18 protein-coding genes and 1 rRNA gene are annotated in these 22,119 nt (G+C 72.7%); 10 read left to right on the top strand and 9 right to left on the bottom strand.

The features are described from left to right. Window positions 1-179: 179 nt before the first annotated feature. The 3 genes from ACI793_RS04605 to ACI793_RS04615 all read right to left on the bottom strand — a co-directional run bounded on the left by ACI793_RS04605 (window position 180) and on the right by ACI793_RS04615 (window position 5,029). Window positions 180-1,698 (bottom strand): 16S ribosomal RNA (locus tag ACI793_RS04605). Window positions 1,699-2,109: 411 nt separating this feature from the next. Further along, on the bottom strand, window positions 2,110-2,739 hold the full coding sequence (locus ACI793_RS04610) for an alpha-ketoglutarate-dependent dioxygenase AlkB (RefSeq protein ID WP_456605191.1): 630 nt from the start codon (window positions 2,737-2,739) through the stop codon (window positions 2,110-2,112). Window positions 2,740-2,800: 61 nt separating this feature from the next. Continuing rightward, the gene (locus ACI793_RS04615) at window positions 2,801-5,029 is read right to left on the bottom strand and encodes a DEAD/DEAH box helicase (protein WP_456605192.1); all 2,229 of its coding nucleotides are present in this window, start codon (window positions 5,027-5,029) and stop codon (window positions 2,801-2,803) included. 22 nt (window positions 5,030-5,051) lie between these two features. Between ACI793_RS04615 and ACI793_RS04620 the strand changes: the two genes are divergently transcribed. Next, window positions 5,052-5,942, top strand: a complete 891-nt coding sequence (locus ACI793_RS04620; protein ID WP_456605193.1) for a PHP domain-containing protein — start codon at window positions 5,052-5,054, stop codon at window positions 5,940-5,942. Between the two features lie 15 nt (window positions 5,943-5,957). Here the strand turns inward: ACI793_RS04620 and ACI793_RS04625 are convergent, their stop codons facing one another. After that, window positions 5,958-7,571 (bottom strand): signal peptidase I, encoded by a 1,614-nt coding sequence (locus ACI793_RS04625; RefSeq protein WP_456605194.1) that lies wholly within the window; start codon window positions 7,569-7,571, stop codon window positions 5,958-5,960. Between the two features lie 20 nt (window positions 7,572-7,591). Further along, window positions 7,592-8,020: a hypothetical protein gene (locus tag ACI793_RS04630; RefSeq protein ID WP_456605195.1), complete on the bottom strand. Its 429-nt coding sequence runs from the start codon at window positions 8,018-8,020 to the stop codon at window positions 7,592-7,594. A 342-nt stretch (window positions 8,021-8,362) separates the two neighbouring features. On the opposite strand from ACI793_RS04630, the gene ACI793_RS04635 reads away from it, so the two are divergent. Beyond that, window positions 8,363-9,421, top strand: a complete 1,059-nt coding sequence (locus ACI793_RS04635) for a PP2C family protein-serine/threonine phosphatase (RefSeq protein ID WP_456605196.1) — start codon at window positions 8,363-8,365, stop codon at window positions 9,419-9,421. A 57-nt stretch (window positions 9,422-9,478) separates the two neighbouring features. Here ACI793_RS04635 and rpsD read toward each other — a convergent pair whose 3' ends face one another. After that, window positions 9,479-10,081, bottom strand: a complete 603-nt coding sequence (gene rpsD, locus ACI793_RS04640) for a 30S ribosomal protein S4 (protein ID WP_456605197.1) — start codon at window positions 10,079-10,081, stop codon at window positions 9,479-9,481. Between the two features lie 63 nt (window positions 10,082-10,144). On the opposite strand from rpsD, the gene ACI793_RS04645 reads away from it, so the two are divergent. The 7 genes from ACI793_RS04645 (at window position 10,145) to ACI793_RS04675 (ending at window position 17,012) form a co-directional block, all read left to right on the top strand. Further along, on the top strand, window positions 10,145-10,936 hold the full coding sequence (locus ACI793_RS04645) for a DUF2470 domain-containing protein (protein ID WP_456605198.1): 792 nt from the start codon (window positions 10,145-10,147) through the stop codon (window positions 10,934-10,936). A 56-nt stretch (window positions 10,937-10,992) separates the two neighbouring features. Next, the gene (locus ACI793_RS04650; protein ID WP_456605199.1) at window positions 10,993-11,400 is read left to right on the top strand and encodes a DUF4345 domain-containing protein; all 408 of its coding nucleotides are present in this window, start codon (window positions 10,993-10,995) and stop codon (window positions 11,398-11,400) included. Window positions 11,401-11,490: 90 nt separating this feature from the next. Continuing rightward, on the top strand, window positions 11,491-12,996 hold the full coding sequence (locus ACI793_RS04655; protein WP_456605200.1) for a uracil-xanthine permease family protein: 1,506 nt from the start codon (window positions 11,491-11,493) through the stop codon (window positions 12,994-12,996). Between the two features lie 127 nt (window positions 12,997-13,123). Continuing rightward, window positions 13,124-14,674, top strand: coding sequence for a methyl-accepting chemotaxis protein (locus ACI793_RS04660; protein WP_456605201.1), 1,551 nt, complete (start codon window positions 13,124-13,126; stop codon window positions 14,672-14,674). A 105-nt stretch (window positions 14,675-14,779) separates the two neighbouring features. Further along, a complete protein-coding gene (locus tag ACI793_RS04665) occupies window positions 14,780-15,217 on the top strand; it encodes a MarR family winged helix-turn-helix transcriptional regulator (RefSeq protein WP_456605202.1) in 438 nt (145 codons plus the stop codon). Further along, window positions 15,214-15,852 (top strand): hypothetical protein, encoded by a 639-nt coding sequence (locus tag ACI793_RS04670; protein ID WP_456605203.1) that lies wholly within the window; start codon window positions 15,214-15,216, stop codon window positions 15,850-15,852. Before ACI793_RS04665 ends, ACI793_RS04670 begins: the two co-directional genes overlap by 4 nt. 245 nt (window positions 15,853-16,097) lie before the next feature. Continuing rightward, the gene (locus tag ACI793_RS04675; protein ID WP_456605204.1) at window positions 16,098-17,012 is read left to right on the top strand and encodes a hypothetical protein; all 915 of its coding nucleotides are present in this window, start codon (window positions 16,098-16,100) and stop codon (window positions 17,010-17,012) included. 64 nt (window positions 17,013-17,076) lie between these two features. Here the strand turns inward: ACI793_RS04675 and ACI793_RS04680 are convergent, their stop codons facing one another. Then, window positions 17,077-18,156: an alkene reductase gene (locus ACI793_RS04680; protein ID WP_456605205.1), complete on the bottom strand. Its 1,080-nt coding sequence runs from the start codon at window positions 18,154-18,156 to the stop codon at window positions 17,077-17,079. Between the two features lie 78 nt (window positions 18,157-18,234). Here ACI793_RS04680 and ACI793_RS04685 point away from each other — a divergent pair, with 78 nt between their 5' ends. Then, window positions 18,235-19,602, top strand: a complete 1,368-nt coding sequence (locus tag ACI793_RS04685) for an alpha/beta fold hydrolase (RefSeq protein WP_456605206.1) — start codon at window positions 18,235-18,237, stop codon at window positions 19,600-19,602. Between the two features lie 92 nt (window positions 19,603-19,694). On the opposite strand, the gene ACI793_RS04690 is transcribed toward ACI793_RS04685, so the two are convergent. Together ACI793_RS04690 and ACI793_RS04695 are read right to left on the bottom strand one after the other, a co-directional pair. Next, on the bottom strand, window positions 19,695-20,465 hold the full coding sequence (locus ACI793_RS04690) for a thioesterase family protein (protein WP_456605207.1): 771 nt from the start codon (window positions 20,463-20,465) through the stop codon (window positions 19,695-19,697). Further along, window positions 20,462-21,937, bottom strand: a complete 1,476-nt coding sequence (locus tag ACI793_RS04695) for a DHA2 family efflux MFS transporter permease subunit (RefSeq protein ID WP_456605208.1) — start codon at window positions 21,935-21,937, stop codon at window positions 20,462-20,464. The genes ACI793_RS04690 and ACI793_RS04695 overlap by 4 nt, the downstream gene beginning before the upstream one ends. Window positions 21,938-22,119 lie beyond the last annotated feature (182 nt).

Below are 22,119 nucleotides of genomic sequence, written 5' to 3' on the forward strand. Positions count from 1 at the left end.
CCACACGCCACACGTGACGCCGTACTAGGGGCAGCCGCAGCTGCCGGCCGAACTGGTCAGCGTTCCACCCTCGAGCACCACCCCACACGCTGCGCCGGCACCCCCAGACGGGGCACCGATCATGGTGTGGGCGCGGCTCTGCACCGACAAGCTGAGCTTGCCGGTGAAGTGCTCCTTAGAAAGGAGGTGATCCAGCCGCACCTTCCGGTACGGCTACCTTGTTACGACTTCGTCCCAATCGCCGATCCCGCCTTCGACGGCTCCCTCCACAAGGGTTGGGCCACCGGCTTCGGGCGTTACCGACTTTCGTGACGTGACGGGCGGTGTGTACAAGGCCCGGGAACGTATTCACCGCAGCGTTGCTGATCTGCGATTACTAGCGACTCCAACTTCATGGGGTCGAGTTGCAGACCCCAATCCGAACTGAGACCGGCTTTTTGGGATTCGCTCCACCTCGCGGTATCGCAGCCCTTTGTACCGGCCATTGTAGCATGTTTGCAGCCCTAGACATAAGGGGCATGATGATTTGACGTCATCCCCACCTTCCTCCGAGTTGACCCCGGCAGTCTCCTATGAGTCCCCACCATGACGTGCTGGCAACATAGAACGAGGGTTGCGCTCGTTGCGGGACTTAACCCAACATCTCACGACACGAGCTGACGACAACCATGCACCACCTGTGCACGGCCCTTACGGACCCACCATCTCTGGAGGATTTCCGTGCATGTCAAGCCTAGGTAAGGTTCTTCGCGTTGCATCGAATTAAGCAACATGCTCCGCCGCTTGTGCGGGCCCCCGTCAATTCCTTTGAGTTTTAGCCTTGCGGCCGTACTCCCCAGGCGGGGCGCTTAATGCGTTAGCTGCGGCACGGAACTCGTGGAATGAGCCCCACACCTAGCGCCCAACGTTTACGGCGTGGACTACCAGGGTATCTAATCCTGTTCGCTCCCCACGCTTTCGCTCCTCAGCGTCAGTTGTTGCCCAGAGACCCGCCTTCGCCACCGGTGTTCCTCCTGATATCTGCGCATTTCACCGCTACACCAGGAATTCCAGTCTCCCCTGCAACACTCTAGTCTGCTCGTATCGACTGCAGGCCTGAGGTTGAGCCTCAGGTTTTCACAGCCGACGCAACAAACCGCCTACGAGCTCTTTACGCCCAATAATTCCGGACAACGCTTGCACCCTACGTATTACCGCGGCTGCTGGCACGTAGTTGGCCGGTGCTTCTTCTGCAGGTACCGTCACTTTCGCTTCGTCCCTGCTGAAAGAGGTTTACAACCCGAAGGCCGTCATCCCCCACGCGGCGTCGCTGCGTCAGGCTTTCGCCCATTGCGCAATATTCCCCACTGCTGCCTCCCGTAGGAGTCTGGGCCGTGTCTCAGTCCCAGTGTGGCCGGTCACCCTCTCAGGCCGGCTACCCGTCGTCGCCTTGGTAGGCCACTACCCCACCAACAAGCTGATAGGCCGCGGGCCCATCCCCAGCCGATAAATCTTTCCACCACCAGACCATGCGGTCAGCGGTCATATCCGGTATTAGCCCCAATTTCTTGGAGTTATCCCAGAGCTGAGGGCAGGTTGCCCACGTGTTACTCACCCGTTCGCCACTGATCCCCCACCGAAGCGGGTTCACCGTTCGACTTGCATGTGTTAAGCACGCCGCCAGCGTTCGTCCTGAGCCAGGATCAAACTCTCCGTAGATGATTTGATCGCAGCTGAGAACCGAGAGCTAGCACTCTCGATATCAATCAACCAAAGGAATCCCAAACCAGAACACGAATGCCCTGGCACGGGGTATTACTTGGCACTGACTTTCGGCACGCTGTTGAGTTCTCAAAGAGCGGACGCGCAGACACTCGACCCTTCCGGGCTTCGTCCCTGGCTGGATGTCCAACACTACGCCGGTTTCCGTTGCCCCCGCCAGCGGCGGGTCCCGGTCCGGCGGCCCCTCAGGGCCGCGCGGCGCATGGAGAACATTACACGGTCTCAGGGGGTCTCTGCAGGGGGGTCCCGCGAGGGGGCCTGGAGCCGTCGATCCGGTGGGCAGGACCCGCGGTTCGACGGGGTTCTGCACGCTCTGGAGGGTTGTCACCCCGCGGCTCGACGGTGCGTTCAGGCCACACCGCGGGGCCGGAACTGCACGCTCACCCTCGGCCCGACCGGCTTGCTGGTCTTGGGGATGCAGTGCTCCCAGGTGCGCTGGCACGAACCCCCCATGACCACGAGGTCCCCGTGTCCCAGGGGGAAGCGCAGGCTCGGCCCGCCGGCGACCGGGCGCAGCAGGAGCGGTCGCGGGGACCCGAACGAGACGATCGCGACCATCGTGTCGCCGGACCGTCCGCGGCCCATCCGGTCGCCGTGCCAGGCCACGCTGTCCCGGCCGTCGCGGTACAGGCACATGCCCGCGCTCACGAACGGCTCACCGAGCTCGGGCCAGTAGTGGTCGTTCAGCGCCGTGCGCGCCTCGGTCAGCAGCGGGTGCGGCAGCGTCTCGTCCCCGCCGTACCAGCGCAGCAGGCGCGGCACGGCCACCTCGCGGTCGTACATCTGGCGCCGATCGGCCCGCCAGCCGATGTCCCCGAGCAGCACCTCGAGCACCGCGTCCGAACCGTCCACCCAGCCGGGCAGGTGGTCCACCCAGGCGCCGGCGCTCAGCGCGTGCCGCTGCACGCGGCCGGCCAGCGGGGTCAGCGTGGCCTCTTCGGCCACGTCCCACATCGAAGGCTGATGGGCCAGCGTCATGCCCTGGACGCTACTCCGAGTTTTCGCACATGTGTGCGAAAAGCTGTGGACAGACGTTCGGTCAGGCGGTGAGCGCGAGCGCGAACGGCAGCACCGCCGGGGCACCGGCCCGGCGCAGCTCGCGACCCGCCACGGTCATCGTCCAGCGGGAGTCGGCGAGGTCGTCGACCAGCAGGACCGGTCCGGGGAGCGACGCGAGCCGCTCGCGGAGCTCGGGCCCCACGACGATCCGGTCCCAGACCCCCGCCAGCCGGAAGGCGCTGTTCCCCCCGGGCTGGCCGGTCGGCCCGCCGTGCGCGAGCGACATCTCCCCCAGGTAGTCCAGCCGCCCCATGCGGGCCAGCCCCTGGGCCACTCCGGTCACCAGACGGGGCCGCCGGCGGGACGGAACCGCCACGACGGCGACCGGCCGCTGCGACCAGTCCCAGGCGGCCAGCACCCGCGCGCACGCGCGGAGGAGCTCGTCGTCCGGGGGGAGGTCGGAGATCGAGCGCTGCAGGGGCACGTCGAACGCGGCGTCGGGGTCCTCCTCGATGCCGGGCGCCTCGAGGTCGACGACACCACCCACGCCGTCGTCGCCGAGCAGGGAGCGCAGCCGCTGACCCCAGCCCAGGTCGGTGAGCCGGGCGACGGCGCGGCCGGGCTCGAGCTGGTCGCCCACGGCGATCTTGCCCTTGACGTCGACGCCCAGCCGGTCCGCGCCGGTCGGCCACTGCGCGCGCGGAGCGAGCTCCACGCCGGGCCGGTCCAGCGCCGCCGAGGCGGCCTCCGCGGCGGCCTCGGGGACGTCGGTGGAGTACCAGGGCCCGGCGCAGACGTCGCACCGCCCGCACGGAGCGGCCGTCGGGTCGTCGAGCGCGGACTGCAGGAAGGCCATCCGGCACTCGGCCTCGTCCACCGGCTTGGCGTAGGCGATCATCGCCCGCTGCTCGGCCTCCCGGGTGCGGGTCACGCGCCCGTACCGCTCGGCGTCGTAGACCCAGGGCCGGCCGGTGGAGCGCCAGCCGCCCTGCACCCGCTCGACCGCCCCGTCGACGGCGAGGACCTTGAGCAGCAGCTCCAGCCGCGACCGGCGCACGTCGGCGACCGTCTCCAGCCGGGCCACCGACCAGGCCTTGCCGTCGGCCATCGCCGTGAGCACCGCGGCGGCGTGGTCCTCCCGCGGCATGGAGGAGGTGGCGAACCACTGCCAGATCGCGATGTCCTCGGGACCGGGGAGCAGCAGCACGTCGGCGTGCTCCACCGCGCGGCCGGCACGGCCGACCTGCTGGTAGTAGCTGACCGGGGACGACGGCGCGCCGAGGTGGACGACGAACCCGAGGTCGGGCTTGTCGAAGCCCATGCCCAGCGCGGAGGTGGCCACCAGGGCCTTGACCCGGTTCTCCCGCAGCGCCTCCTCGGCGTCCTTGCGGTCGGCGTCGTCCAGCCGGCCGGTGTAGGCGCGCACCTCGTGCCCGGCGTCCCGGAGCAGGGCGGCGGTCTCCTCCGCCGCGGCGACGGTGAGCGCGTAGACGATGCCGCTGCCCGGGAGGTCGCCGATGCGCGCGGCCAGCCAGGCGAGCCGGGCGCGGTCGGACGGCAGCCGGAGCACGCCCAGCCGGAGCGAGTCGCGGGAGAGGGGGCCGCGGACGGTCGTCACCTCGACGCCGCCGGCGCCCAGCTGCTCGGCGACGTCCTCCACCACGCGCTCGTTGGCGGTGGCGGTCGTCGCGAGCACCGGCGTCCCGGCCGGGAGCGTGCCCAGCAGGTCGCGGATGCGGCGGTAATCGGGGCGGAAGTCGTGGCCCCAGTCGGAGACGCAGTGCGCCTCGTCGACGACCACCAGGCCGCAGCGGGCGACCAAGCCGGGCAGCTGCTCCTCGCGGAACCGCGGGTTGGTGAGGCGTTCGGGCGAGACCAGCAGGACGTCGACGTCGTCGGCCGCGAGGCGGGCGGCGATGTCGTCCCACTCGGTCATGTTGGCGCTGGAGATCTCGACCGCGCGGATGCCGGCGCGGGCCGCTGCCGCCACCTGGTCGCGCATCAGCGCCAGCAGGGGGCTCACGAGCAAGGTCGGGCCCTTGCCCCGGCGGCGGAGCAGCGCGGTGGAGACGAAGTAGACGGCGGACTTGCCCCAGCCGGTGCGCTGCACGACCAGCGCCCGCTGCGAGCGCTCGACCAGCGCCGAGACCGCGGCGTCCTGGCCCTCGCGGAAGACGGCGTCCGGCCGGCCGGTGAGCTCGCGGAGTACGGCCAGCGCCTCGGCGTGCACGGAGCTGGCGACCTCGGACGACGGCGCGGCGGTGGTCATGCCCCGACAGTAGGCACCGCCGGTGACAGGACGGACCAGCGCGCAGGACCGGTGGACGACGGTGGAGAATCCACAGGCGATGGCACACGAGGGGCAGCGACCGCCGGACAACCACGTCCACACGCACTGGTCCTGGGACACCGCCGACTCCTCGACGATGCGCCGGGCCTGCGAGAAGGCCGTCCAGCTGGGACTCCCGGCGATCGCCTTCACCGAGCACCTCGACTTCACCGTCTGGGACCCCGACGACCGGGCGACCGACGAGGGCCTGGTCGAACGGCACGCGTCCCGGCACGCGGAGATCGACGTCGAGGGCTACTTCGCCGAGCTGGAGGACGTCCGCGGCCGCTTCCCCGACCTGCGCATCCTGTCCGGCGTCGAGACGGGCGAGCCGCACCTGTTCGGCAGCAGCGTGGCCGCCTACCTGCGGGACGCACCGGTCGACCGCATCCTCGGCTCGCTGCACTCGCTGGCCAAGGGTGGCCGGCTCTACGGCGTGGGCCACCTGCTGTGGGACGACGCGGACGGCACGATGCGCCGCTACCTCGGCGAGCTGGTGGACATGATCGAGAGCAGCGCGGTCTTCCAGGTGCTGGCGCACGCGGACTTCCCGCGCCGCTACTGGCCCGGCGGAACGCACCGGTACGTCGAGAAGGACTACGAGGAGGAGTACCGGGCGGTGTTCCGCGCGCTGGCCCGCTCCGGGCGGGCGCTGGAGATCAACACCACCAGCCCCCTGGCCTCCGCCGACCAGATGCGCTGGTTCCACGAGGAGGGCGGTGAGGCGGTCAGCTTCGGCAGCGACGCGCACACGCCGTCCGCGGTGGGCCAGAAGTTCGACCTCGCCGTCGACGTCGTCGAGGCGGCGGGGTTCCGTCCCGGCCGGGACCGCTTCGACTTCTGGCGCCGCTGACCGGTCCGGTCGCCGTCAGGCGACGCGCGGCAGGGGCGCGGTGACCGGGGCCGGCGCGACCCGTGCCGGTGGTGGCGGGGGCGGCGGCGTCCTGGTGACCGCCGTGTCGGGGAAGACGAAGCGGTAGGTCGTCTCGTTGTCCTGGACGGCGAAGGTCTGCCCGTCGGGACCGGCGTGGTGCAGCAGCAGGCCGTCCATCCGCTCCGCGACGCGCCGCAGCGCCTGGGCGTCGGAGACGTCGACGACGCTCCGCCCGGGGGTGAGCCCGGCGACGGGCAGGATGCGCGCGGCGTTGCGGACGGCGAACTCGTCGGCCGCGTCCCCCTGCCGCGCGCGGCCGATGCCCCCGGCCACGGCGCCCACGAACACGGCCATGACGAGCACTCCGACCGCTACGACCCGCGCCACGTGGATGGACAGGTCCACGCCGAGCAGGGTGAACGACCGCGCCACCACCTCGTCGACGGACACGGGGACGGAGGTCGTGGGCGCGAAGGCGGCCTCGGCGGCCGGCGGACGCAACGCGACGGCGTCCATGGCGAAGGTGAGCGGCTCCAGTTCCGCGGCTGTGAAGCCCTGTCCCCGGAGGCTGCCGGTCACGTCCACGACGGGAGTGACCACGATCTTCGCCGCTCCGGCACTGCTGCCGATCTCCGCGACGTGCCGGCCGACGAGGGCCGCGGCCTGGGTCGGGTCGACGGCGGCCGTTGCGGTGGCCTTCCCGTCCCGCACGACGGCGGAAGGGCTGCTGCCGAGCACGGCGCTCCACCCGTCGGCGGTCGCGACGGAGAGGTCGAGCCGCAAGGCGCCGGCGACGTCATCGAGGCCAGGGGCGCTGACCGTGTGCTCGAAGGAGACCGTGACGGCATCGGCGAGCTTGGTGTAGATCGGGTCACCGGTCGAGATGACGCCGGTCGGGTAGGTCGTCCCGGCCTGGGCAGCGCCGGTGTAGGTGAACCGGCCCTGCTGGGCCACCGGCTGGTTCCTGGCCTCGGTCTCGGTCGAGGGCAGCGCGAGCAGCGTGGCGCCGGCGGCAGCCGCCAGGATGGCGACGGCGCCCGAGGCGACCGCCACCTGGCGGGCCTGCGCGCGCGTGGGCATCGAGAACGCGGTCGGCAGCGCGAGCACAGGGCCGGGGCCGGCAGGGCGCCGGCGGGCTGCGTGGCGGCCCTTCGCCGGGCGGCGGCTGTTGCCGAACACCCCGGACACGACGGCGGCGATGAGCGCCAGCGACCACGGCGAGGCGATGGCGGCCAGCACCTTGCCGCCCTGCGGCACCTGGCGGAACAGCGTGCCGAGCAGCTCGTCGGAGGTGGGGCGGTCCTCGTCGAGCCAGTCGTTGTTGTCGCCCTGCAGCACGAACCGGTCGCCCTCGACGGCGACGATCCGGTGCATGACGACGGTGTCCAGCGTCTCCGAGTGGTAGGCGACCACGTCGCCCACCTCGTAGGAGTCGGCGGGCCGCAGCACTGCGAGGTCACCGGTGGAGAACGACGGCTCCATGCTCACACCGTGGGTGGTGACGTAGGTGGTGGCGCCACCGAGCTGCACCGGCCAGAACAACCAGACAGCCGCCAGCACCAGCGCCACGACGGCGCTGGCGCTGGCGGCCTTGACTGCGTTGCTCATGCGAGGGCACGCGCCTCCGACTACTGGAGGACCGTCAGACCGACGGAGTTGAAGTCCTCGAAGTTGCGGGGGCCACCGACGGTGGTGTCGCAGGTCAGGAGCAGGAACGGCGTGGGCGCTCCGGCATCCCAGCCGGTCGTCACGCTGCAGGCGTAGGGGTCGCCCACGACGTTGCCGCCGTCGCCGTTGCTGTCGGCCCCGCTCTTCAGCGTCATGGTGGAGGTGGCGTTCGTGATGTCGGTGGTCACGGTGAAGACGACGGCGTCCAGGATCGTGCCGTCGTCGACGTTGGCGACGTAGTTGATGTCGGTGACCGTCGCACCGGTGACCAGGCCCTGGCCGTAGCCGGCGACGCTGTCGGGCACGGTGTTGCTGGCCGTGAAGGCGGAGGTGGCGATGCCGGCGGCGGCGACCGCGGCACCGGCGAGCAGAACGCGCGACAGGCGCATGGGGGGAGTCCGTTCTCTCGGTGGCCCAGACCCCGTCCGGGTGCGATGCATCCGGTCCGCGATGGCTGTGCCGTCATCCTTGACGGAGCAGCTTTCGGCAGACCGGCCGCGTTGTTTACTCCTGTCCCAGAAGAGCTTGGAGTCGCTCGAATCGACCCTGCGGGCGATGGCCGCCCACCGCCCCGCCCGATGCCGGCTGCCCGCCACGGGGCCCGGCCGCACCGCTCCTGTCCTTCCGGACCGGTCTCGTCCTCTACGGTTCGCGCGCAGGGTCCAGCAGCGGCCCGGGGCCGCGTCGGACGGGAGCGATCATTGGACAGGCTGGCCCGCATCCAACGAGCGTTGCCGCTCGCCGTCCTGACGATCGTCGCGCTGCTCGACATCCTCATGGGCCGCGACCGCGCCGTCCTCACCCTGGTCGTCATCGCGCCGCTCGTCGCCGCCACCGCGCTGGGGCGGCGGGCGACCCTGGCGTACGGGGCCCTGGCCGTCGTCGTGGCAGCACTGCTCGGCGTCTACGACCAGCTGTACACCGGCACCCAGTTCACGGCGCAGCTGATCCGGCTGGCGGGCATCGCGGCGGGCACCGCCGCCGCCGTCGTCGCGAGCACCCTGCGGCTGCGCCGGGAGGCGGAGATGGCCCGCCTCGGCGAGGAGGCCGCGGCCGCCAGGGCGGTGCTCGATACCGCCGAGACGCTGCAGCGGCACCTGCTCGGCGACCCGCCGTCCCTCCCCGGGATGCAGTCCGCGGTCCGCTACGTCCCGGCCGGCCGGCACGCGCAGGTGGGCGGGGACTGGTACGACGGCTTCGGCCTCCCCGGCGGTGGGACGGTGCTGGTCATCGGGGACGTCGCCGGCCACGACGGAAAGGCCGCGGCGGCCATGGCGGAGGTGCGGGGCATGCTCCGCGCCATCGCCCAGACCGGCTCCGCGTCGCCCGCGGCCGTCCTCGGCGGACTGGACCGGGTGCTCACCACCCGGCGCCGCCCGACGCTGGTCACCGTGGTCGTCGCGGCCGTGGACGGCGGGGACGGGACGGTGACGATGCGGTGGTCGAACGCCGGCCACCCCGCGCCGGTCCTGGTCCGCCGCGACGGCAGCACCGAGCTGCTGGCCCGGACGCCGGAGCTGCTGCTCGGCATCGACCCGGCGGCCCCACGGCTGGATCACCAGCTGGGCCTGGCCCCCGGCGACACCGTCTTCTTCTACACCGACGGGCTGGTCGAGCGGCGGGGCTCGACGCTCGACGAGGGCACCGACTGGCTGGTCACGGAGCTCGAGCGGCGAGGTCGCCAGCCGCTCGACAAGCTCTGCGACGGGCTGCTCACCGAGCTGGGCGGTCGCACGGACGACGACGTCGCCGTCCTGGCCGTCCGGGTCCCGGCCGACCTGCATCACTGAGCGGCCGCCGGGACCCGTCGGGCGGCAGCGGGCTCAGCCACCACTCGTGGGGCGGGATCAGCGGGAGTAGTACTCCACGACCAGCTGCTCCTCGCAGATCACCGGGACCTCGTCGCGGGTCGGCGTCCGCTCGTAGCGCGCGACCAGGTCGGCCAGGCTCACCTCGAGGTACTTCGGCGGCTCGGCGTGCGCGCCGGACGCAGCGACGAGGAAGGGCTCCAAGGTGGCTGACTTCTCCGCGATCTGGACGAAGTCGCCGGGCTTGAGGCGGTAGGAGGGGCGGTCGACCCGCTTGCCGTTGACCAGCACGTGCTGGTGGGTCACGAACTGGCGCGCCTGGTAGATGGTGCGGGCGAAGCCGGCGCGCAGGACGGTGGCGTCCAGCCGCGACTCGAGGTCCTGGATCAGCGCCTCGCCGGTCTTGCCGCCCGTCCGCTTGGCACGGTCGAACGCCGCCCGCAGCTGGGTCTCGCTGATGTCGTACTGCGCCCGCAGCCGCTGCTTCTCCTTGAGCCGGGTGGAGTAGTCGCTGTCCTTGCGGCGTTTGCGGCCGTGCTCGCCCGGCGGGTACGGCCGGCGCTCGAAGTAGGCGACCGCCTTGGGGGTGAGCGCGATGCCGAGCGTGCGGCTGATCCGGATCTTGGGGCGGGGTGTGTTCACGGGGACCTCCATGTTTGGTTAGGCTCACCTTACTAGCCCGACGGAGAGCTTCGAGGTGGTCCCATGACGAGTGATCGCAGGCCGAGCCGGCTCGGTGCCGGCACCCCGGCTCCGGTCACGGCTCCCGCGGCCGCGGGCGGTCAGCCGTCGCCGGCCGAGCGGGCCCGCACGGTGGCCGCTCGCCCCACGGCGGCGCTGCACGTCCTCGGCACGGGCACGACCCCCGCGCTGGCAGCGGCGACGACGGCCGACGGCCGGACCCTCGTCGTCGTCCCCAGCTCCGGACCGCTCCTGCCGGCGCTGGCCGGTTCCCCGGTCGGCGACCTCCCGGCACGGCTGACCGTGACCGACCGGGCGCCCGCGCTCCCGCGCCAGCCGGTCCGGGCCCTCGTGGAGCTCGCCGGCTGGCTGACACCGCTGCCCGCCGCGGAGGTGCCGGCCGCCGTGCTCGCGTTCGCCGACGCCTGCCCGTGCGACGCCCTCTTCGACGTCGGGCTCACCGCCACGCTGCTGGAGCTCGACATCGCCGACGTCGTCCTCCACGAGGCGCAGGCGGTGGAGCACGTCGAGCCGGAGGACTTCGTCGCCGCGGCGCCCGATCCGGTCACCCTCGCCGAGGCCGACCTGCTGACCGCGGAGGCCGACGCGCTGGCCCGGCTGCGCGTGCGGGTGCAGACCTGGGCCGGGCGGAGGGACGACGTCCGGCTGCTCGGGCTGGACCGGTTCGGCGTGCGGTACCGGGTCGAGTCGTCCCGCGGCGGCTACGACGTGCGCGTCGCGTTCCCGGAGCCGCTGACCCGGAGCGACGAGTTCGCCGACGCCGTCGGGGGGCTGCTGAGCTGCGCGCTGGACTGAGCGGAGCAGGGACTCCCGCGCTGGTCGGGTCCGTGGCGCTGTGCGACGGTCCTGCGATGACCTCCTCCGACGGCGGCCGTCGCGGCCTGCAGATCACCCTGGGCGCGCTGGCGGCCATACCGCTGGCGTCCGGCCTGGCCGGCGCCCTGGTCGGCCCGGCATCGCTGCCCGGCGGCGGCGCCGCGGCGCCCGACGTGGAGAGCGAGTACCGCTACACCCACGCCATCTACGCCGCGGCGGCCCCGCTGATCTGGTCCGCCCTCCCCCGGATCGAGCAGCGAGGGGCGCTGGTCCGCGGCGTCTCGGGTGCCCTCTTCGCCGGCGGGGCGGCGCGCCTGCTGGCCTGGCGCAGGACCGGCCGGCCCTCCCCGGCCCTGGTCGGCGCCACCGCGCTCGAGCTGCTCGGCACGCCGGCGCTGGTGGTCTGGCAGCACCGCGTCGCCACCCGGGCACGCAGGGGCTGAGGACCGCCCGTACCGCCGGCCCGCGGTGGTGCGACGATGCCCGTCGCCCGCCGCCGGTCGCGGGCGGACGTGGCAGTCGAGGAGGCACCGATGGCGTTCGGCTGGAAGCTCTACGGCGACGGGACGACCCCGCCGCTGGGCGAGGCGGTGGCCCCGGACGAGCGGCTCTCCTGGCCGCGCACCGCCGGGATCGGCGCCCAGCACGTCGTCGCCATGTTCGGGGCGACGTTCGTCTTCCCGCTGCTCATGGGCCTGGACGCCAACCTGGCGATCATGATGAGCGGGGTCGCGACGATCCTCTTCCTGCTCATCGTGCAGGGGAAGGCGCCCAGCTACCTGGGCAGCTCCGCCTCCTTCGTCGGCGGCGTCGTCGCCGTGCGGGCCGCGGGTGGCTCGGACGCCGACGTCCTCGGTGCGCTGCTGGTCTCCGGCCTCGTCCTCGCGCTGGCCGGGCTGGTCATCCACCTGGTGGGGGTGCGCGTGGTCAACCGCGTGCTGCCCCCGGCGGTGACCGGTGCGGTGGTCATGCTCATCGGCTTCAACCTCGCGCCGGTGGCGACGGCGACCTACTGGCTGCAGGACCAGTGGGTGGCGCTGGCGACCATGACGTTCGTCATCGTGGCCTCGCTGCTGCTGCGCGGATTCCTCGCCCGCATCTCGATCCTGCTGGGGCTGGTCTTCGGCTACCTGCTCTCGATCCTGCTCGACGTCACCGCAGGGCCGCTGACCTCGGCGCTGCCCGGTCAGAACCTGCGCGACGCCGCCGGGGAGGCGTGCGACAGCGAGGGTCCCTACTGCCTGGCGACACCGTTCGCCCACGACCGGGTCAGCTTCGACGCCGTCGGCAACGCCCCCTGGTTCGGTCTGCCGGAGTTCACGGCGCCGTCGTTCTCGGCCAACTTCGCGCTGCTGGTGCTGCCGGCGGTCATCGCGCTGGTCGCGGAGAACGCCGGGCACGTCAAGGCGGTGGCCGAGATGACCCGCCGCGACCTCGACCCGATGATCGGCCGGACGGTGTTCGCCGACGGCGTGGCCACCGTCGTCGCCACGTCGGTCGGCGGCGCCCCGACGACCACGTACGCGGAGAACATCGGCGTGATGGCCGCGACCCGCGTGTACTCGACCGCGGCGTACTACGTGGCCGCCGTCGTGGCGATCGTGCTGGGCCTGGTGCCGAAGTTCGGCGCGCTGATCAACGCGATCCCCGGTGGCGTGCTCGGCGGGATCACCGTCGTCCTCTACGGGATGATCGGGCTGCTCGGCGCGAAGATCTGGAAGGAGAACCGCGTCGACTTCGCCAACCCGATCAACCTGGTCCCGCTGGCCGCCGGGATCGTCATCGCCGTCGGCAACTCGGGCAGCGACGCCCCGCTGCTGCAGATCACCGACGACTTCTCCCTGGGCGGGATCGCGCTCGGGACGATCGTCGCGGTGGTCGGGTGGCACGTCGCGCGGGCGCTGGCGCCGGCGGAGATGAAGGCGTCGCTGCTGCGCGAGGGGCCGCACCCCGCGGCCGGATCGACGTTCGGACACGTGCACGGCGAGGAGCTCGGCGCGGGCCCGGGCACCGGGGACGCCGACCGCACAACCGCCTGAGGGGCCATCGGGTTGCCCGCGACGAATTGGTGCCCCGCCGTCGGTACCTGACGGAACGAGGTCTGCCGATACCGGCATACGGCGACGCGGAGTTCCGGTCGCCCGACGAGCCGACCGAGAGAGACCGATGAGCCGACGCGCCCTCAGGGCCACCCATGGGACCACCCCTGCGCCCGTCCCCCGCGACGTGGAGGCGGTCGAGGCGGTGATCAACGCCCTGGACGCCGGCGTCACCGACGGCGCCGACGCCCACCGGACGATCGTCACCACGCTGGCCCGCGAGCTCGGCCTGGACTACGGCGCCGCCTGGATGGCCGACCCCGACGGCGGGTTCTCCCTGGCGGCCGAAGGCGGCCGCTACACCGATGCGATGCGGGCCGCGCGGGTCGAGCGGCTGATGCCGCACGAGGGGCTCGCCGGCCGGGCGATCAAGACGCAGGACGTGGTCCTGGCCAACGAGACCACCGACCCGGGCTTCTGCGGGCGCTGGAAGGCCGCCCAGGCGGCCGGCGCCCGGCGCGGCTGCGTCCTCCCGATCCTCGACGAGCGCGGGGCGGTCGTCTCCCTCTACGAGTTCTACAACGACAGCGAGCTGCCCTTCTTCGGCGGGCGCCAGTCGAAGTGGCGGGCGCTGCGCGGCGTGCTGGTGCACGCCCAGCGGGCCGCCCTGGCGCGGGCACACCTGCAGGAGACGCTGCACGACCGCGAGGCCGTGACCACCGTCGTCACCAAGATCGGCGCCGCGCGCAACCAGGAGGAGGCGCTGCGGGTGGCGCTCGACACCGTGCGCAGCGCCTTCGGCTGGGCGTACGGCTCGTACTGGGCGCTGGACGAGTCGGCGAACGTGCTGCGGTTCCAGCAGGAGTCGGGATCGGCCGGTGAGGAGTTCCGCGCCGTCACCCTCAGCGCCAGCTTCGCCCAGGGCGTGGGCCTGTCCGGCCGGGCCTGGCGGGCGAAGGAGCTGGTGTTCGTGCAGGACATCGGCCAGGTGACCGACTGCGTGCGCGCACCCGCGGCACAGCGCGCCGGGGTGAAGTCCGGCGTCTGCTTCCCGCTCGTCGTGAGCGGGCGGGTGGTCGGCACGATGGACTTCTTCGTCACCGACACCATCGAGCTCTCCGACTCGCGGTCCGCGTCGCTGCGCAACGTGCAGCAGCTGGTCTCCCAGCGGCTGGACGTGCTGCGCCGCAACGAGGAGAGCGCGGAGAACGCCCGCGAGCTGCTGGTGACCGTGGGGCGCTTGCGCGAGGCCGCCAACGAGGCCGGGCAGGTGGCGGAGAGCGCGGTGCACCAGGCTTCGACCATGACCGGCGACGTCGTCGCGCTGGACGAGGCGTCCGCCGCCGTCGGCGAGGTCATCCGGATCATCTCGGGCATCGCCGACCAGACCAACCTCCTGGCGCTGAACGCCACCATCGAGGCGGCCCGGGCCGGCGAGGTGGGCAAGGGCTTCGCGGTCGTGGCCAGCGAGGTGAAGGACCTGGCGCGCGAGACGGCGAAGGCAACGCAGCGGGTCGCCGACCAGATCGCCGGCATCCAGACCAGCAGCAAGGCCGTCGGCGAGGGCATCCGCACGACCGGCGAGATCATCGGACGGCTCGACGAGGTGCAGAACCGGATCGGAGACGTGCTCGGCGAGCAGGAGCGCATGGCGCAGCTCATCGAATCGGCCGGCTGACGGACTGAGCGATCACACCCGGCCGGCCTGCACCTGCAGGCGGGCCCGGTGCCCGCTGGTCGACGACATCGTGCACGGCATACATCGTGTAGTAGCTTCACGATAATGCCCGACGACATCGACGTCTTCGACCGGCTGCTGGAGATCGCGCTGCTGATCCAGGCGGACATGGCGCGCGAACTCGAACCCGCCGGGCTCACGGCTGCTCGGACCCATCTGCTCTGGGTCGCCCACCACTCGGGGCCGACGACGCAGCAGGCGCTGGCGCAGGCGCTCCAGGTCAGTCCCCGCAACGTCACCGGGCTGGTCGACGCCCTGGAGGCCGGCGGCTTCGTCCGCCGCTCGCCCCACCCCACCGATCGACGCGCCACCCTGGTGACGCTCACCGAGCAGGGCACGCAGACGGTGACGGAGATGGCGGCGGGCCGGGCCCGCATCGCGGCGCACGTGGTCTCGGACTTCGACCCCGCCCGGCTCGAGCGCTTCCGCGCCGACCTGGACGCCGTGACGGCGCGGCTGCACGAGCTCATGGACCCGTCGTGAGCGCGGCCGTGCCCGAGCACCGCACCGCCGGCGAGTGGGCGACGTCCCTGGCACGGCGCGCCGTCGAGATGGAGATCGGGATCTGGCAGAGCCTGTACCGCTTCGCCTTCCGCCGTCCGCGGGTGCCGGCCGGCGCCACGGGCTTCACCTACCACCGGTCGGTGCTGGCGGTGCTCGTCACCTTCATCGTGGTGTCGGCGCTCGAGCTGGTGGTCGTCGACGTGCTGGTGCACCGGTGGCCATTCGTCCGGATCCCGCTGCTCGTCGTCGGCATCTGGGGGCTCCTCTGGATGTTCGGGCTGCTCGCTGCGATGGTCACCCGGCCGCACGCCGTCGGCCCCGAGGGCATCCGGGTCCGCTACGCGACCGACGTGGACGTCGCGCTGCCGTGGAACACGATCGACGCCGTGGTCCGGCGGACCCGCACCCGCGAGGACAAGGCGCCGCGGCTCGCCCCGGGCGCGGACGCGCTGGAGCTCTGGATGCAGGACCGGACCAACGTCGACGTCGAGCTCGACCAGCCCCTGCAGGTCCGCCTGCCAGAGGGGACGGAGACAGTGCGGAGGATCAGCCTGTTCGCCGACGACCCGACGGCGTTCCTGGCCGCGGTGCGCGCGCAGGTGCCGTCCGCCTGAGGACCTCAGCCGCGTCCGCGGACAGGCCCCCGCGCTGCCGCAGCCACCGCCGGTCGCCGTCCCCACCACGGCGCAACTGGACGAGTACGTGTACGCGGCACTCGCGGCAGGGCCGCAGAGCTGTCCGAGCGCGAGCGGGGTGCTGGCGCTGCTGGGCACCGGCGACTCGAACGCCGAGCTGGCGCGCCGGCCTTGCCACCGACGCCGACCGACCCGACGATTCGGGCACGGGGACGGGGGCGGGCATGAGGTGGCTGGAGGAGGTCGCGACCGGGCAGACGCCTGGGCCGGACCCGGCGGTCGCCGCCGTGAAGAGCTACCGGTACCTGCGCCTGGCGATGGTGGCCATGGTGTTCGGCCTGGCCGTCGCCGTGGTCCACGAGGTGCTCCGGGTCGACGGCAACTGCTGGCAGACCTCGCTGAGCGGCTACTACTACACCCCCGTCCAGAACCTCTTCGTCGGCGCGCTCATCGCCATCGGCGTCTGCCTGGTGTCGCTCAAGGGCAACACCGACTCCGAGGACGTGCTGCTGAACTTCGCCGGCATGTGCGCCCCGTTCGTGGCCCTGGTGCCGATCCACGACCCCAGCGCGTGCGGGGTCGTCACCGACGACCTCAACCGGGACCTCAACATCGCCAACAACGTCGTCGCGCTGCTGGCCGTCATCGGCGCCGCCCTGGCGGCGCTCGCGGTGCTCTGGTGGCACAACCGCCGGACGTCGAACGGCGAGCCGCTCCCGACCCGGATCGAGATCCTGGGCTACGCGGAGTCGGTCCTGCTGTTCGGCGCGACGGTCGCGGTGTTCTGGCTGCAGCCGGAGTGGTTCGACCGGTACGGCCACCCGGTCGCGGCCATCGCGATGTTCACCTTCATCTTCGCCAACGTCGTCGTCAACGCGGTGAACATCTACTACGAGCGGAAGGGGACGCGGGCGCCGGTCCGGCGCCTGAACCGCTACACCTGGACCGCGATCGCGATGGCCGTCTCCGTCGCGGGGAACGTGCTGCTCTGGGCGCTCGGGTTCGACCACTGGCTGCTCACCATCGAGGCGAGCCTGATCGGGTGCTTCGCGGTGTTCTGGGGCCTCCAGACGTGGGAGCTCTGGGACCAGGGGCTGCGGAAGGAGCCCGCGGCCACGACCTCGATCAGCCCGCGCTGAGGGTCGCCCGGATCGGGATCGGGGCGACCCTCAGCGTGCGGCGATCACGAGGAGCGAGCCGGGCTCAGCCGGCGTGCTCGAGCGTGGGGTAGTCGGTGTAGCCCTCGGCGCCGGCGGCGTAGAAGAGGTGCGGCTGTGGCTCGTTCTCCGGGTGCTCGCCGGCCCAGCGCTCGACCAGGTCCGGGTTGGCGATGACGGCACGCCCGACGGCGACGGCCTCGGCGTGCGCGTCCTCGATCAGGCCCACCGCCTCCTCGCGGGTGGTGACCGTGCCGAAGCCGCTGTTGGCGACCAGCGGACCACCGAAGCGCCGCCGCAGCTCCTGCACCAGCTCGCCGCCCGGCTCCTTGTGCAGGACCGAGAGGTAGGCCAGGCCCAGCGGACGGAGCTGGTCGAGCAGCGAGCCGTAGGTGAGCAGCACGTCGGCGGCGTCGGTCTCGAACGCGTCCTGGATGTTGTGCTCCGGCGAGATGCGCAGGCCGACCCGGCCAGCCCCGATCGCCTCGGCCACCGCCGTGGCCACCTCGACGAGGAAGCGGGCGCGGTTCGCGGGTGTGCCGCCGTAGGAATCGGTGCGCTCGTTGGACGCCGGCGACAGGAACTCGTGCAGCAGGTAGCCGTTGGCGCCGTGCAGCTCCACGCCGTCCAGTCCGGCGGCGATCGCGTTGCGCGCGGCCTGCACGAAGTCGTCGCGGACGCGGGCCAGCTCGTCGGTCGTCAGCGCGTGCGGCACCGGGTAGGACAGCTTGCCGGCCGGCGTGCGGGCCACGCCCTGGATCGCGATGGCCGACGGCGCCTCGGCCTCGAGCCCGCCGTTGATCTCCGGGTGCGTCACGCGGCCACCGTGCATCAGCTGCATCACGATGCGGCCGCCGCGCTCGTGGACGGCGTCGGCGACCCGGCTCCAGCCGGCGACCTGCTCGTCGGTGACGATGCCCGGCTGCCCGGGGTAGGCCTTCGACTGCGGGTTGGGCCAGGTTCCCTCGGTGATGATCAGCCCCAGACCGGCGCGCTGCCGGTAGTGCTCGACGAGCAGGTCGCCGGGCACGCCGGTCGCGCTCGCGCGCAGACGGGTGAGCGGCGCCATGACGACGCGGTTGGCCAGTTGCAGGTCGCCCAGGGCGATCGGGGAGAACAGGTCCACGGACTGCACGAAGGTGGGGCGGCACGAGGCGCATTCCGAGGTGCGACCCAGGTCACTTCGAGGCCCTAAGGTGTCGCCGTGACCGCCTCCGGGATCCGCCGTCCGCTGTACGCCGTCGCCCTCGCGGCCGCCCTGGCACTGACCGCCTGCTCCTCCGACTCCGCTGACGACGGCGGCAGCACCGACGGCGGCTCCGCGGCCGAGCGGACGGAGGCCGCGGTCGAGGGCACCGATCCGCTCCCGCCCCTGCCCGACGACGTCGCCCTGCCGATCGTCTTCGTGCACGGCTTCGCCGGGTCCGCCCAGCAGATCGAGTCCAACGCCATGCGGTTCGTGGCCAACGGCTACCCCGAGGACCGCATCGTCGCCTACGACCACGACGGCGCCGGCCTGGACATCGAGGCCTACGCCGCGGGCCTGACCGAGGTCGTCGACGAGACCCTGGCCGAGTTCGACGCCGAGCAGGTCTACCTGATCGGCCACTCCCGCGGCACCGGCGTCGCCAACCTCTACCTCGAGGACCCGGCCCGGGCCGCGACGGTGGCCAAGTACGTCGCCATCGACGGGCGCCCGTGCCCCGAGCCGCAGATCGTGCCGTGCATCGCGCCGGTCCAGGCGCAGTTCCCGGGGCAGACGCACGTCGAGGTGGCGACGTCGAAGGAGTCCTTCGCCGCCCAGTACGAGTTCCTCGTCGGCGAGGAGCCCGAGGTGGTCGACATCGTGCCGCAGAAGGAGCCCGTGGATATCTCGGGCCGGGCGGTCAACTTCCCCGCCAACACCGGCCGCGACGCCACCCTCGACATCTGGGCCATCGACTCCGACACCGGCGCCCGCACCGACGACGAACCGCACGCCAGCGTGGAGCTGGGCCCGGACGGCGAGTTCGGTCCCGTCGAGCTCGAGAACGGCGCCCACTACGAGTACGCCCTGACCTCCGACGCCTCGCCGGTGGTGCACCACCTCTACCTGCAGCCCTACGTCCGCAGCAGCGACTTCGTCCGGCTGCTGTCGTCGGAGCCCGACGGCACGATCCGGCAGAACACCAACACCGGCGACGACCACACGGCACTGGTGATCATGCGCATGCGCGAGTGGCACGCCGAGGGCGATGCCGACGTCCTGGAGCTCAGCGTCGACGACGGCGAGCCGGTGGACGTCATCACCGACTTCGTGGGCAACGGCGCCATCGGGCTGCACGTGCACGACGACGTCGCCACCCCCGGCGACACCACGCTGGTCCCGCTGCCCTACTTCTCCGAGCAGCCGTTCCAGAGCGGCATCGACGTCTACCTGCCGGCCTCGCCCGACGCGGACGGCACCGTCACCGCCCGCAACCTGCCCCGGGGCGACGCCGACCGGCCGCAGACGCTCAACGTGCCCAACTGGCCCTCGAGCGAGCACACCGTGAGCCTCGTGTTCGCCGACTGGGCGGTCGACGGCGCCTGAACCCGCGCGCGTCCTCCCTCACCGGAGCGCGTCCTCCCCCACCGTGGGCGGTCGGGGAGGACGCGCCGGGATCAGGTCACCTGATCCCGGCGTCAGGCCGCGAGCAGCCGCCGCGTCTGCCGGCCGCGCGCCACCAGGGACCCGTCGAGACCGCGCAGCTCCACGTCGTCCACCGCGATCTCGGCGTCGGCCCACACCGTGCGCTGGTCGACCCGCACCCAGGCGCCGGTCGGCGGGGGTGGACCGGCCAGGTGGGCGGTCAGCTCCACCGTCGGCATCGGCGCCGGCACGGTGCGGACGGCGAACAGCGACGGCGGCAGGGCGTCGAGCAGCACCCCGAGCTGGACCAGTGGGGGCAGTTCGCCGCCGCGGACGCGCACCCAGGCGTGCAGCCGCGGCTCGTCGCCACCGCCCATCGGCCGCGAGGCCCCCAGGGCCCGGATCTCCAGGTGCTCGGCGATCGGGACGTAGTCGCGGGGCAGCTCGAACGGCTCGCCGTCCTCGAGCCCCGGCCCGGCGACCCGCGGGTACTGCTCGGCCACCGGCGCCGCGGACGCGGCGGAGGTGAGCACCTGGGCGACCGCGCGCAGCAGGCCGTCCTGCCGCAGCTCGCCCCGCACGCTGCCGGTCCGGCCGGTCCGGTCGGCGGCGGCGGTGACCACGACGTCCACGCCCGGTGCGACTCCGCCCAGCAGGTGGGCGGTGACCGCCCGCGGCACGGTTCCGGTCAGCTCGGCCGCGGCGGCGAGCAGGTGGCCGACCAGCAGCCCGCCCTGCGTGCCGGTGAACGTCCGCCAGGTCGGGTCGAAGAGCAGCCGCCGGGGCTCGTCCACCGGTGCCGCGGGGGTGGTGGTGAGGGTCATCGCAGGGGCTCCGCTCGGTCGACGGGTGCGGGCAGGGGGGCGGGGACGGACGCGGCGGCGGGCAACACGCCCAGGTCGGGGTGGTGCGCCCGGCCGAGGGCGAGGGCGAGCAGGCTGGCCGTGGCGGCGACGAGGGCGATGAGGAGCCAGCCGCGGTCGGCTCCCGGCAGCTCGCCGCCGGCCCCGGCGACGACGGCGAGCAGCAGCGCGACGCCCAGCGTGGCGCCGAGCTGCCGGGAGGCACCGAAGGTGGCCGTGCCGGTCGCCAGGGCCGCGGGTGGCAGGGACGACGACGCCGCGGCCGACAGGTTGGTCAGCGTCAGCCCGACCCCGACGCCGGTGAGGAGCTGGCCGGGGAGGAAGTCCGACGCGTAGGCGGCCTCCGGACCGACCTGGGTGAGCCACCAGACGGAGCCGAGGGCGAACAGCGCCGTCCCGGCCGCGGCGACCGGCCCGCATCCGATGCGGGCCCCGAGGCGACCGGCCGGGACTGCTGTGAGCGCGGCCAGCGCCGGACCAGGGACGAGCGCGATGCCGGCCTCGGCCGCTGACAGCCCCCAGCCGCCGGTCAGCCAGAGGACGTTGCCCAGCAGCATCGCGGCGAAGGCGGTCATGAAGACGGCGATGGCCAGGCAGGCCACCGTGTACGTCCGGGAGCGGAACAGCGTCAGCGGCAGCACCGGCACCAGGCCGCGCGGCGACCGTGCGGCGCGCAGCACCACCAGCGCACCGCTGAGGACGGAGCCGACGAACGCCGCCAGCACCACCGCGCTCCCCCAGCCGCGCTCGGGTGCGTCGACGAGGCCGTACGCCAGCAGGCCGACGGCGAGGACGAGCAGCATCGTGCCGACGAGATCCGGGCGGCGCGTCTCGGTCTCGTCCCGCGACTCGGGCAGCACGCGCAGCCCCAGGATCAGGGCACCGATGCCGACGGGCAGGTTCACCAGGAAGATCCAGCGCCACGACGCCTCCACCAGCAGGCCCCCGATGGGCGGCCCCAGGGCGGCGGCCACACCGCCCACGGCCGACCACACCGCGATCGCCGTCGCCCGGCGGGCCGGGGGGAAGGCGTGCAGGAGCAGGGCCAGCGACGTCGCCGTCACCATCGCCGCCCCCATCGCCTGCACCACGCGGAACGCCACGAGGCTGCCGACGCCCCAGGCCATCGCGCAGCCCAGCGACGCGGCGCAGAAGGTGGCCAGGCCGGCGAGGAAGACCCGCCGCCGGCCGATGCGGTCGGCGACCCGGCCGGCCGGCGCCAGGAGCGCGGCGATGACGATCGTGTAGCCGCTGAGCACCCAGGAGAGCGCGGCAGGGGAGGCGTCGAGCTCCTCACCGAGCACCGGGAAGGCCACGTTCACGATCAGCAGGTCGAGGGCGGCGAGGAAGACCGCGGACGAGACCACGAACAGCACCAGGCCCGGGCTGCGGGCGGTGCTCGCCGTGGGTGGTCGCTCCGCTGTCGCGCTCATGGCACCCCGCCCGTCCTCGGTTCGCCTGTCGAACCGACTGGCCGGACCGTACACGAGTAGGTTCGGTATGCGAACCATGAATCGTCGGGCCCGGCGTGGATGAGACTGCCCTCGACGGCGGCGGCGCGGAACCGTCGACGTGCTGGTCCGTCGTCCACCGACCGGGGGACGACGGCCTGGCC

The sequence above is a fragment of the Blastococcus sp. SYSU DS0617 genome (assembly GCF_054051075.1).